Raw genomic sequence first — 12,019 nt, forward strand, 5'->3', positions numbered from 1 at the left:
GTTCTTTCGGGTCGGGGTCAGCTGAAGACGACGGTACTGGTGCCGTTCATCAGAACGCGATTCTCGCTGTGCCAGCGCACGGCACGCGAGAGGGCGAGTGCTTCGGCATCGCTGCCGACAGTGGCCAGACGTCGCGGGTCGTGGGTGTGGTCGATGCGAATCACCTCCTGCTCGATGATCGGTCCCTCGTCGAGGTCGGTGGTCACGTAGTGCGCGGTGGCGCCGACGTACTTGACTCCCCGCTGGTGCGCCTGGTGATAGGGCTTGGCACCCTTGAAGCCGGGCAAGAACGAGTGGTGAATGTTGATGGCCCTGCCACGCAACGCAGTACATGTCTCATCGGAGAGGATCTGCATGTACCGGGCCAGTACGACGAGGTCGGCGCCGTACTCGTCGACGAGTCCGAGTAGTCGTGATTCGGCCTGTGCCTTGGTATCCGGGGTGACCGGTACGTGATGGAACGGCAGGCCCGCCGAGGCCGCCATCGGTTCGAGAGCGGTGTGGTTGGATACCACCGCGACCAGGTCGCCACCGAGAGTTCCTGAACGCCAACGAAATACTAGGTCGTTGAGGCAGTGGCCGAGTGTCGAGACCATCACCAGGATGCGTTGCGGAGTTTGATCAGTGATCGTGAACTCGGCGCCGATGCCGGCCGCGAGATACTCGAAGGCGCGCGTCATCTCCTCGGCGCCGGCCTCGCGCGCGCACACAAACTCCGTGCGAACGAACAATGTTTGGGTGAGCGGATCGTCGAACTGCCGGTGATCGGCCACCTCGCATCCGTGGCTGTAGAGAAACGACGAGACGGCGTGCATGATGCCGCCGCGCGACGGACAACGCAGGGTGAGGATGAACGTGTCAGACATGGCGAGGTCCTTCTGTGCTGGTGCAATACTCCGCTGCCGCGTCGGTGTGGCAATACTCCGCTGCCGCGTCGGTGTGGCAATACTCCGCTGCCGCGTCGAGCAGCCAATGGGCGAGGTAGTCGGCGAAGGAGGAACGCACGAGCAGAGCGAATCCCGACGCCGGGTCGTCGCCGGAACGATGCAGGATGACCCCGGTCTGCGCGATCAGGGTTTGCGCGGCGTCGTTCGGGCCGAACGATTGCTCTGCGAGGTCGATCGCGCAGCCGTGCGCGAGGACGGTGCGCGCGTGCTCACCTGCCAGAAGCAGACGGGTGCGCTGGCCGGAGGCATCCATGAGATAGGTGTCGGGTCGGGAGTCGCCAAGCCGCCCGGTGACCTCGGTGAGGTACTCGTGGCCGGGGATTGCGGGCCGGTACAGCAGCCATTCGTCGGGGCCCAGCCAGATGGCGACCTCGCCCTGGTCACCACCGTCACCGTCATCACCATCCGCACCGCCGTGACGGACCTGGCAGGCTGCCGGCAGATCCAGACGCGCGATCGCGTCCTCGTTGGTGGTCCGCACCACTACCTGGGCAGCGGGTGACTCGCACAATTGCACCGCTGGGGCCAGGGCAGCGAAGGCGCTCGCCCAGCCGTGCAGCGGCGAGCGGGACGTGCAGGTGTGCTCAGCCATCGCGACGAGCTCCTTCCGGATCGACGAAGACCGTTGTCGTGACCTCGACTTCGATCAGCCGGTCACCGATCGGCACGTCGAGGAGGGTTCCGATCCGTTCGCGCCCGCCCTTGACCAGGGCGAGGGCGAACGGCCGTCCGAGTTCGGCACTGTGGTAGCTCGAGGTGACGTGCCCGAGCATCTCCACCGGCGGTGCCGGCAGCGTGCGATCGGCCCGGTGGGCGATGAGCTGCGATCCCTCTGGGAGCTTCGTCGCATTGTCGGTAGGCAGCAATCCCACCAGGTGCTTGCGATTCCGGTCTCGATTCGACGGTCGGTCGAAGGAGCGTTTGCCGAGGAAGTCGGCCTTCTTCTTCGACACCACCCAGCTCATGCCGAGATCGTGCGGGGTGACGGTGCCGTCGGTGTCCTGCCCGATGATCGGGTATCCCTTCTCGGCGCGCAGCACGTGCATCGTCTCGGTGCCGTACGGGGTGATGTCGTACGGGGTGCCCGCGTCGATCAGTGCACGCCAGAGGGTTTCGGCGTACTCGGCGGCCACGTTGACCTCGTAGGCGAGCTCACCGGAGAAGCTGACCCGGCCCAGCCGCACCGGGACCCCGCCGAAAGTGGTGTCGCGCCAGTCCATGAAGCCGAACGCCTCATTGGCGACGTCGAGATCGGGGAACACCGCGCCGATCACCTCGCGCGAGCGCGGCCCTACCACGGGGAAGGTCGCAACGTGATCGGTCAGCGACGTGGTGAACACCTGTAAATGTGGCCACTCGGTCTGATGCCATTCCTCCATCCACTCGAGGATCGTCGCGGCATTGCCGGTGGTGGTGTAGACGGTGTAGCGGTCCTCGGCGATCCGCATCACCGTGCCGTCGTCGAAGACCATTCCGTCGGGCCCGCACATGACGCCGTAGCGCACCTTACCGATCTTCAGTGTGCTCATCAGGTTGGTGTAGAGCAGATCGAGAAAGGCCGGCGCGTCCGCGCCCGCGACGTCGATGACCCCGAGTGTGGAGCCGTCGAGGATGCCGACTCCCGAACGGACGGCTGCGCACTCGCGCAGCACCGCCGACTCCATGTCCTCGCCGCCACGCGGATAGAACCGGGGCCGCTTCCATTGCCCGACGTCCTCGAAGATCGCACCACGCTCGATGTGCCACTCGTGCAACGGGGTCCGGCGGATCGGATCGTAGAGGTCGCCGCGGTTGCGTCCGGCCAGCGCGGCGAACGAAACCGGCGTGTAGGGCGGTCGGAAGGTCGTGGTGCCGGCCTCGGAAACGTCGACTCCAAGTAGTTCGGCGACGATGCCGGAGGCGACGATCCCCGACGTCTTGCCCTGATCGTGTGCGGTGCCGATCGTGGTGTAACGCTTGACGTGCTCCACCGACTGCATACCTGCGCCGACGGCTCGCTCGACGTCGGCGACAGTCGCGTCGCGCTGCAGGTCCACGAACGACAACGTCGGTTCCGACTGCGGCACATGCCAGTACACGGCGGTCGCCGCCGGCGTGCGATCGGCGGTGCGAGGTACACCGCGGTACTCGGGCAGCACCGCACCGAGGCTACGCAGCGCGGTGAGCCCGGCGCGTCTGCCGTCGGTCAGACAGGAGCCGGTGGTGAGCAATCCCGCTGCGGCACCGGCGATGTCGGTGGTCGGCAGGGTTCCGGTGGGCAGGAAGGCGGCGGCGTCGGCATCGAAGGCGATCGCGCCACCCAGCTGACTCCACAGGTGCGCAGCCGGGTTCCAACCACCCGAGACCAATACGGTGTCGCAGCCAATGACGGTGCCGTCGAGCAACTCCACGGCCTCGACGGATTCGTCACCGATGGCGCGCACCACCGCACCGGAGGTGCGGACGTCGATACCGAGATGTGTGGCGCGTTCGAGCAGATCCGAGGAGACGTGCGTCCGAACGTCGACGAGGGCCGCGATGTGCACACCCGACTCGGCGAGGTCGAAGGCATCGGCGTAGGCGGAGTCGCCGGCGGTGAACACGACGGCTTCTCGGCCGACGAGTACCCCGTATCGGTGCAGGTAGTCCGCGGCGGCTCCGGCGAGCATCACGCCGGGAAGGTCGTTGGTGCCGAACACGATCGGCCGCTCGTGGGCGCCGGCTGCGACAACGATCCGTTGTGCTCGGATGCGGTGCACACGTTGCCGAGAGGCCTGTGTCGGCGCCCCGGCAAGGGAAGACTCGCCGAGATGATCGGTGCGACGCTCCACCGCGAGCACGAAGCCATCGTCATAGCCGCCGAATGCGGTGGTGCGAACCAGTCGGGTGGTGTGTGGGTGCGCGTCGAACTCGGCGACCGCGGCGGCGACCCACGGTGCGTCGGGGGTGGTGCCGCCGGGTTCGGCGCGTTCGTCGACGAGCATGACCGGCACGCCGGCGCGGGCGGCCATCACCGCTGCCATCAGACCGGTGGCACCGGCGCCGATGACAAGCACGTCGGGGTGGTGATGCAGCGAATCGTAACGGGCGGTGTCGATCTCGGTGGACAGCTTGCCCCAGCCGGGGACGCCGTGCGCCACGAGTCCGGGACAGAGTTCGATCATGGTGGCCGGCACCATCGGTTCGCTGTAGGGGGCGTCGATCCCGACCTGGGCGGTGGCATCTTCTGACCACGAGCCGGTAATCCCGCGGACGCGACCGAGATTGACGCTGGTGGTGATGGTTCGGACGCCGTTGGCCAGCAGTGCCGAGCCGAGGGTGTCGCCGGCGTAGCCGGTGTAGGTGACGCCGTCGAAGACGAAGTCGATCGGCCGGGAGCGGTCGATGCGGCCGCCGGTGGGGGTGCGGAAGTCGGTGAGTGAGTGGGTCATCGGCGTGGCCCAGGAGCTGAGGTCGACACCGGGGCGGCGACCGGCGTGCCGGTGAACCGGTAGGTCACGGTGTCGCGGGTGATGGTGAACCACCGTCGGCAGCCGGCGCTGTGGCACCAGCGTTCGGCGAGAACACCTTTCGGGTTCGGACGGAAGAACAGATAGTCGGCCCACTCGTCGTCGTCCAGGGTCTGCGGCTGCGCGGGATACTCGACGCCCGCGGCGGCGCCGTAATGGAACTCGGTCTCCTCGCGCGGCCCGCAGTGCGGGCAGGGAATCAGTTGCATGGGGTTCTCCGGGCTTGTGTGGAGTCGATGGTCTGCGCTGGTGGCCGGTGGACTAGTGCGCCACGGCGGCCGCGCCGTGCTCGTCGATGAGTCGACCGGTGGTGAACCGGTCGATGGTGAACGGGGCGTTGATCGGGTGCGGCGCGCCGGTCGCGATGGTGTGGGCCAGGCACCAGCCGACAGCGGGGGTGGCCTTGAATCCACCGGTGCCCCAACCACAATTGACGAAGAGGTTGTCGTAAGGGGTGGCGCCGAGGATCGGGGAGGCGTCGGGGGTGACGTCGACGATGCCGCCCCAGGTCCGCAACAGCCGGGCGCGGGCGAAGATCGGGAACAGCTCGACGGCGGCCGCCATCTGCCGTTCGATGATGTGGAACGCGCCGCGCTGGCCGTAGCCGTTGTAGGAGTCGACGCCCGCACCCATCACAAGTTCTCCCTTGTGCGCCTGGGAGACATAGACGTGCACCGCGTTCGACATGACGACGGTCGGGTGGACGGGTTCGAGGAGTTCGGAGACCAGTGCCTGCAGCGGATGGGATTGCAGCGGCAAGCCGAAGCCCAACTGATCGGTGAGAGTGGAGGTGTGCCCGGCCGCACACAGGGCGACGGTGCCCGCACCGATGCGCCCGCGCGAGGTGTTGACCGCGGTAACCTTGCCGTCGGTGGTCTCGAACCCGGTGACCTCGCAGTTCTGGATGATGTCGATGCCCGCGGTGCTGGCGCTGCGCGCGAATCCCCAAGCGACCCAGTCATGTTTGGCGATCCCGCCGCGCGGCTGGAAGGTCGCCCCCATGACCGGGTAACGAATGTCGGCGGAGGTGTTGACGATCGGGCAGATCTCGGCGACCTGCTTGGGGTCGAGCCACTCGGCGTCGATTCCGTTGAGCCGGTTGGCCTCGACCCTGCGAACGGAGTCGCGGACGTCCTGCTCGGTGTGTGCGAGATTGAGAACGCCCCGCTGACTGAACAGGATCGGATATCCGAGCTCTTCCTCGAGACCCTCCCACAGTTTCAATGCGTGCTCGTAGATGCCTGCGCTCTCGTCCCACAGGTAGTTGGACCGGATGAGCGTGGTGTTGCGGGCCATGTTGCCGCCGGCGAGCCAACTACGTTCGAGGACAGCCACATTGGTGATGCCGTGATTGCGGGCGAGATAGTGGGCGGTGGCGAGCCCGTGCCCGCCGCCGCCGACGATGACGACGTCGTAGGTGGGCCGGGGGTTGGGGTTGTGCCAGAGGAAGTCGGGGTGCTCGGGGAGCCCGGCGCCGGGAGCGGAGCGAGCGGGCCGAGTGGGTTGGGCGCCGGGAGCGGGGGCGGATGGCATGGTGTCCTCAGAAATCGATGACGACGGGGGAGATGGGTTCGGAGCAGCAGAGCAGGATCTTTCCCTGCTCGATCTCGCGGTTGCGGATCCCGCCCTGATGGTTCATCACGACGTCGCCGGAGATCTTGGTGACCTTGCAGGAGCCGCACAGGCCGACGCCGCAGGTGGAGGGAAGGGTGAGGCCGGCGGCTGCGGCGGCGGCGAGGATGCTGCTGCCCGCGGTGACGTTGACGCGGCGGGCGCGGCGGGTGAAGTCGACGGTGATGCCGGGGCCGTCGTCCTCGGTGGGCGTGGGCAGGACGAATCCGAAGCTCTCCTCGTGGATGTGGGTGAGACTGGCACCGGAGGCGATCAGTGCGGATCGGACGCTGCTGCGAAATTGGCCGGGACCGCAGAGGAAGACCTCGCGGTCGGCGAGGTCGGGGCACATGCGTAGGAGGGTGGCGGCATCGAGGCGCCGGGGAGCGGTTGCCGATGAGTCGTCGCGCTGTGCGCGGGTGAGCGCGAAGGCCACGTCGAGTCCGGGATGGGCGACGGAGAGTTGTTCGAGTTCGGCGCGGAACGGGATGTCCTCGAGGGTGCGGGCGCTGTGGATGAACACGATGTCGGTCTGCTCGCCGGAGCGGTACGGCCCGGACGTGGTGCCGTCGGTGGCGGCGCGGATCATCGAGATGATGGGGGTGATCCCGCTGCCCGCGGAGATGAACAGGTAGCGTTCGGCGCCTTTGCCCATGTAGCTGAATCGGCCGAGTGGGCCGCTCGCGGTCATCGTCATGCCTGGTGTCATGTTGTCGTGAAGCCAGTTCGACACATGGCCGCCGGTCTTGCGTTTGACGGAGATGGACAGAGTGTCGGGGCGGGTCGGCGGCGAGGAGATGCTGTAGCAGCGTTGCACGGTGCGGCCGTCGATGGTCACCCCGATGGTGAGGAACTGCCCGGGGTTGAACACGAAGGTGTGGGGTTCGACGGCGCGAAAAGTGAACGTCGTCATGTCATGGGTGGCTGGGCTGCGATCAACGCACACCAGCAGGTGTTCGTCGCTCATCAGGCGCTCTCCGAAATCTCGGAGACCGGTTGCGACACTTGATGTGTGACGCCCAGCGTGGTGCGCAACGTCGTGATGTACCAGTTGATGAAGGCCTCGACCTGGACCTCCGACGGGCCGTACGGACCGGGACGGTATGCGGGGTCGGCGATACCCTGATGTGCGAGCGCGACGAGGTCGGCGTCTTGCTGGTTGGTGATCTCCCAGACGCCGGTCAGACGGTCGAGGTCGTAGTCGATGCCTTCGACGGCGTCGGCGTGGACGAGCCACGTGGTGCGCACGAGGGTTTGGTCGGGGGCGAGCGGGATGGCCGAGAACAGTACGGCGTGGTCGCCGGTGATGTGCAGCCACATGTTGGGTTGCAGGTGCATCGAGAGGCGGCCGAGTCGGCGATCGGGAAGGTCGTCGGCGAGTGGACGGGTGCACGCGACGGTACCGTCAAGGGTGAAAGATTCGCCGGCAAGATCCATCGGCTCACGCTCGATGTGGAATCCGGTTATGCGCGTGTCGAGTTGAACGATCCGATCAGACGGTAGTCCGCGTCGCCGCCACAGATCGGTCATCTCGTCGGTGGCCTGACGATATCGGGTGGTGGCGGGACGGAGCCGCTCGGGGATGGCGTCGGCGTCGGCGAAGCCCCAGATCGGGAAGAACACGTTGAGCAGTTCCGGATGGCCGCCGCAGTGATAGCACTCGCGGTTGTTCTCCATCGTGAGTTTCCAGTTGCCGTTCTCGATGAGATCGGTCTGTTTGGCGACCTTGGCGTTCGCGAGACCGTGGGGTTCGAGATAGGGCGTGACGATCGTGGCGACCTCGTCGATATCGGCGGGCGGCTCGTCGGCGAGGCAGATGAAGATCAGCCCGGCGATCGAGCGGAGCGCGACCGGCCGCAGGGAAAAGCACTTCTTGTCGAAGCCGGGCGCCTGCGCGTCGGCGAACATCAGCCGGCCGTCCATGCCGTAGGTCCAGGAGTGGTAGGCGCAGACGATGGTGCCGGTGCTGCCGTGGTCGTCGGTGAGCAGGCGAGCGCCGCGGTGCCGGCAGACGTTGTGGTGGGCGCGGACGACCTGCTCGTCATCGCGGGCGATGATGACCGAACTGCGGCCGAGATTCACAGTGAGGTAGTCGCCGGGCTCGGCGATCTCGGCTTCGGTGGCGACGAAGATCCACCGCTTGGCGAAGATCTCGTCGAGGTCGCGGTCGAACCATTCGCGGTCGACGTAGAACGGGGCGGGAAGACTCTCGCCGACGACGCGCTCGCCGAGGAGCGCCCGGGCATCGGGGGCGAGTCGGTCGGATTCGGCTCCCGCCTCGGCGGCGCCCGCGACGACGTGTGCGGTCATGGGAGATGAATGCCTCTCTTGGCCAGTGATTTTCACAGGGGTATCGATATGTGGATAGACTCCGGGTGGGCGGGCTCCGCGAACCACCCCGGCTTTAGCAGCGCCGTCTTTAGTTGCACTATGCGCAACACTGCGCACTCAATGCAACAAGTGTGCGGTCTATGGCAGACGATGTCAACCGCATCGGAGACGGCATTCTCCGCAGCCGTCCGACTTGTCGGATCGTGCGATGTTGCGCCGGGTGTATGCCGCCGATTTCGGTGCGCAAACCACTAGCCTGGCGGGATGAGGCGGGGAACGCTGACGTGGCTGATACCGCCGGCATTGGCGGGCTATAAGCGCTCGTGGCTGCGGGCCGATCTGGTCGCGGGATGCACCCTCGCGGCCGTGGCGATCCCTGAGTCGATGGGCTACAGCGCCATCGCGCGTGTGCCGATGGTTGCCGGGCTGTACACGATCATCCTGCCGACGATCGTGTTCGCGCTGATCGGGTCGTCTCGACTGATGGTCGTCGGCGCGGACTCGGCAACCGCGGCGCTGCTGGCATCGGGCATCGCCGGGCTCGGTATCGCGGGGCTCGTGCCGGACTCGCAGGCGTGGCTACAGTGGGCATGCCTGATCGCGATCGTCACCGGTGGACTTCTCGCGGTGGCGCGCCTGCTCCGCTTGGGGTTCCTGGGCGACTTCCTGTCCACCTCGGTGCTCGTTGGATTCCTCGCCGGCACCGGGGTCACCGTCATCACCGGCCAGGTCCCGGCAATGCTGGGTATGTCGAGCGCCGACGGATCGATCTGGTCACGGTGGTGGAGGATCCTTAGCCACCTCGGCGACATCAACTGGGGAGCGGTCGGCTTTGCCGTGGTGACCCTGGTCGCGCTGCTGGCGGGCGGGCGCCTGATGCCCCGATTCCCGGCGGCGGTCGTGGTGGTCATCGCGTCGATCGTCGCCGTGGCAGCCTTCGGATGGTCCGAGCGCGTTCCGGTGATCGGCTCGGTCCACGGTGGCCTGCCGTCCTTCGGGTGGCCGGGCGGAATAGGTCCAGGCGGCATGGGACTGGGGGACATCGCCAAGTCTGCCGCCATCGCATTCGGTTGCGCGCTGGTGATCCTCGCCCAAAGTGCGGCGACCGCGCGGAGTTTCGCGCAGCGGCACGGGCAGAACGCCGACATCAATCGTGACGCCCTGGGTCTGTCGGGGGCCAATCTGGTGGCGGGCTTCTCCGGCACTTTTGTGGTCAACGGCAGTCCCACCAAGACGCAACTCCTCGACGATCAACGCGGCCGCACCCAGCTCGCGAATCTGACGATGGCGCTGATCGCGCTGCTGGTGGTGGTGTTCGCCGCCGGTGCGCTCGCGCGACTGCCACACGCGGTGCTGGCGGCGATCGTATTCTTGATCGCGCTGCGTCTCATCGACGTCGGTGGGTTCGTGCGGATCTGGCGGGTCCGGCGGGTCGAGTTCGGTATCGCGGTGCTCACCGCGGTCATCGTCGTTGTGTTCGGCGTTCAGGTCGGCATCGTCGCGTCGATGGTGGTCTCGCTGCTCGATTTGGTGCGACGCCAATACCGGCCAGAACGTTTCGTGCTGGGAGTCAGTGGTGGCGGCCGACCGCGATACCAGTCGGCAACGCCGGGAAGTCAGTCGCTACCGGGTCTGATCGTGTTCCGGTACGACGCGGAGCTGTTCTACGCCAACGCCGGTCGGTTCTCCGACGACGTCCTGCACCTGGTCAAGCAGGCTCCCGACCCGGTGCGGTGGTTGGTGCTCGACGCGTCGGCAATGACCGACGTCGACTATTCGGCGTCGACGGTACTCACCGACCTGATCGGCTACATCCATTCCTGCGGCGCACATTTCGTTCTCGCCGGCGTCGATCCGGAGCTGCAGCAGACTCTACGCACCGACGGGATACTCGCCGAGTTGACTCCCGACCACATCTTCGCCTCACTCGAGGATGCGCTGCGCGCCTACCTGCAGGCGCATCCGGACTCCGCGCCGCCCGATTACGATCCGTCCGGACTCGACCTCCCGCCGGAAACCCAGGGGCACTGATGCGATTCTCGGCGGTGGTGCGGGCGTCCACAGAGATTGCGGCGACGCGCTCACGCATCGCGAAAACCACGGTGCTCCGCGAACTTCTCGCTACCGCCGCCGACGAGGTGGGCCTCGTGGTGGCGTGGTTGTCGGGCGAAGTACCGCAGGGCCGCCTCGGAATCGGCTGGCGCACCGTGCGAGTAATCGATGTAGCGCCCATTCGCGACGAGGAGTCGCAGCTGACGGTGGTAGAGGTCGACGGCACCTTCACCCGGTTGGCGACGACGTCGGGGCCCGGGTCGGTGGCTGCCCGAGTGGAGTTGCTGGGCGAACTCTTCGGCCGCGCCACGGCCGACGAACAGAACTTCTTGCTCCGGTTGCTCACCGGCGAACTGCGCCAGGGCGCGCTCGCCGGTGTGATGGTGGAGGCGATCATCGCGGTGTCCGAGCAACCTGCATCACTGGTCCGTCGAGCGCACATGCTCACCGGATCACTGTCGGACACCGCGATATCGGCGATCGGCGGTGGCCGCGCCGTCTTGGAGGGCATCGGCCTCCAGGTGGGGCGGGCGGTGTCGCCGATGCTGGCGACACCCGCTGAGGATCTCGATTCGGCGCTGGCCAGTCTCGGACCGGATCTCGTCGTCGATCACAAACTCGACGGTGCCCGCATCCAGGTGCATCGCGACGGTGATGAGGTGGCTGTGTTCACCCGCACCCTCAATGACGTGACGGCACGGGTTGCGGATCTCGTTGCGGCAGTGCGGGAGCTGCCGTTGCGGTCGGTGATCCTCGACGGTGAGACCCTGACCCTGTTCGACGACGGCCGGCCTCGGCCGTTCCAGGAGACGATGAGTCGGTTCGGGTCGATGGCAGAGAAGGACCCGGTGCTGGGCAGCGGTCCGCGGTTGTTGCGGCCCTTCTTCTTCGATTGTCTCCATCTCGACGGCGAGGATCTGATCGATCGGCCCCTCGTCGAGCGGCTCGACGCGCTGGATTCGTTTGCGCCGCATCTGCGGATCGCATCGGTACGCACTCCGACACCCGAGCAGGCCCGACAGACCCTCGAGGCCGCACTGGCCGGCGGTCACGAGGGTGTCATGGTGAAGTCGTTGTCGGGTCCGTACGCTGCCGGTCGACGAGGTAGGGCGTGGCAGAAGGTGAAGCCCGTACACACCCTCGACCTCGTCGTCCTCGGCGCCGACTGGGGGTCGGGGCGCAGGACCGGATACCTCTCGAATATCTATCTGGGAGCACGTGATCCCGATGGTGGACCCCCGGTGATGGTCGGTAAGACCTTCAAGGGGCTCAACGACAAACAGCTCCAGTGGCAAACCGCGGAGTTCCCGAAACACGAGGACCACCGCGATTCGTGGACGGTCTACCTACGTCCAGAGATCGTCGTCGAGATCGAACTCGATGGTGTACAGCGCAGTTCACGGTACCCGGGTGGAGTGGCTCTGCGTTTCGCCCGCGTGCTGCGCTACCGCCCCGACAAGTCCGCGGACCTCGCCGACACCATCGATGCGGTGCGCGGCCTTCTGCGGTGAGAGTGTCCATTGCGGCCGGCAACCCACCAGGAGTCTCCGCCGCGCACTCGTCACCCCGCTGCCGTGGGGTCGGTGACCC

The 12,019-nt window shown here is 66.7% G+C and carries 9 protein-coding genes; 2 read left to right on the top strand and 7 right to left on the bottom strand.

From position 1 onward, the window contains the following. Nucleotides 1-17: 17 nt before the first annotated feature. From purU to EF294_RS12960, 7 genes are read right to left on the bottom strand one after another with little or no spacing between them, the layout of a single operon-like run. Nucleotides 18-866 (bottom strand): formyltetrahydrofolate deformylase, encoded by an 849-nt coding sequence (gene purU / locus EF294_RS12930; RefSeq protein ID WP_123930552.1) that lies wholly within the window; start codon nt 864-866, stop codon nt 18-20. Then, nucleotides 859-1,539, bottom strand: a complete 681-nt coding sequence (locus EF294_RS12935) for a sarcosine oxidase subunit gamma (RefSeq protein ID WP_123930556.1) — start codon at nt 1,537-1,539, stop codon at nt 859-861. The genes purU and EF294_RS12935 overlap by 8 nt, the downstream gene beginning before the upstream one ends. Continuing rightward, nucleotides 1,532-4,357 (bottom strand): 2Fe-2S iron-sulfur cluster-binding protein, encoded by a 2,826-nt coding sequence (locus EF294_RS12940; RefSeq protein ID WP_123930559.1) that lies wholly within the window; start codon nt 4,355-4,357, stop codon nt 1,532-1,534. Before EF294_RS12940 ends, EF294_RS12935 begins: the two co-directional genes overlap by 8 nt. Beyond that, nucleotides 4,354-4,644 carry a sarcosine oxidase subunit delta gene (locus EF294_RS12945; RefSeq protein WP_123930562.1) on the bottom strand — a complete coding sequence of 97 codons (291 nt, stop codon included), beginning with the start codon at nt 4,642-4,644 and terminating at the stop codon, nt 4,354-4,356. Before EF294_RS12945 ends, EF294_RS12940 begins: the two co-directional genes overlap by 4 nt. A 52-nt stretch (nt 4,645-4,696) precedes the next feature. Then, nucleotides 4,697-5,968 (bottom strand): sarcosine oxidase subunit beta family protein, encoded by a 1,272-nt coding sequence (locus EF294_RS12950; protein ID WP_123930565.1) that lies wholly within the window; start codon nt 5,966-5,968, stop codon nt 4,697-4,699. A gap of 7 nt (nt 5,969-5,975) precedes the next feature. After that, nucleotides 5,976-7,013: an FAD-binding oxidoreductase gene (locus EF294_RS12955; RefSeq protein WP_123930568.1), complete on the bottom strand. Its 1,038-nt coding sequence runs from the start codon at nt 7,011-7,013 to the stop codon at nt 5,976-5,978. Next, nucleotides 7,013-8,356 (bottom strand): aromatic ring-hydroxylating oxygenase subunit alpha, encoded by a 1,344-nt coding sequence (locus EF294_RS12960; protein WP_123930571.1) that lies wholly within the window; start codon nt 8,354-8,356, stop codon nt 7,013-7,015. Before EF294_RS12960 ends, EF294_RS12955 begins: the two co-directional genes overlap by 1 nt. Nucleotides 8,357-8,641: 285 nt before the next feature. On the opposite strand from EF294_RS12960, the gene EF294_RS12965 reads away from it, so the two are divergent. Then, nucleotides 8,642-10,408 carry a SulP family inorganic anion transporter gene (locus EF294_RS12965; protein WP_123930574.1) on the top strand — a complete coding sequence of 589 codons (1,767 nt, stop codon included), beginning with the start codon at nt 8,642-8,644 and terminating at the stop codon, nt 10,406-10,408. Beyond that, nucleotides 10,408-11,940 carry an ATP-dependent DNA ligase gene (locus tag EF294_RS12970; RefSeq protein ID WP_185091064.1) on the top strand — a complete coding sequence of 511 codons (1,533 nt, stop codon included), beginning with the start codon at nt 10,408-10,410 and terminating at the stop codon, nt 11,938-11,940. Before EF294_RS12965 ends, EF294_RS12970 begins: the two co-directional genes overlap by 1 nt. The last annotated feature ends 79 nt before the right edge of the window (nt 11,941-12,019 follow it).

Origin of the sequence: Gordonia oryzae, from assembly GCF_003797185.1 — a bacterium.
Lineage (GTDB): Bacteria > Actinomycetota > Actinomycetes > Mycobacteriales > Mycobacteriaceae > Gordonia > Gordonia oryzae.

What these genes read in the sequence shown, in the direction of transcription:
- EF294_RS12935 (WP_123930556.1), bottom strand. Translation starts at nt 1,539, where the DNA reads ATGGCTGAGCACACCTGCACGTCCCGCTCGCCGCTGCACGGCTGGGCG.
- EF294_RS12940 (WP_123930559.1), bottom strand. Translation starts at nt 4,357, where the DNA reads ATGACCCACTCACTCACCGACTTCCGCACCCCCACCGGCGGCCGCATC.
- EF294_RS12950 (WP_123930565.1), bottom strand. Translation starts at nt 5,968, where the DNA reads ATGCCATCCGCCCCCGCTCCCGGCGCCCAACCCACTCGGCCCGCTCGC.
- purU (WP_123930552.1), bottom strand. Translation starts at nt 866, where the DNA reads ATGTCTGACACGTTCATCCTCACCCTGCGTTGTCCGTCGCGCGGCGGC.
- EF294_RS12955 (WP_123930568.1), bottom strand. Translation starts at nt 7,013, where the DNA reads ATGAGCGACGAACACCTGCTGGTGTGCGTTGATCGCAGCCCAGCCACC.
- EF294_RS12960 (WP_123930571.1), bottom strand. Translation starts at nt 8,356, where the DNA reads ATGACCGCACACGTCGTCGCGGGCGCCGCCGAGGCGGGAGCCGAATCC.
- EF294_RS12945 (WP_123930562.1), bottom strand. Translation starts at nt 4,644, where the DNA reads ATGCAACTGATTCCCTGCCCGCACTGCGGGCCGCGCGAGGAGACCGAG.
- EF294_RS12970 (WP_185091064.1), top strand. Translation starts at nt 10,408, where the DNA reads ATGCGATTCTCGGCGGTGGTGCGGGCGTCCACAGAGATTGCGGCGACG.
- EF294_RS12965 (WP_123930574.1), top strand. Translation starts at nt 8,642, where the DNA reads ATGAGGCGGGGAACGCTGACGTGGCTGATACCGCCGGCATTGGCGGGC.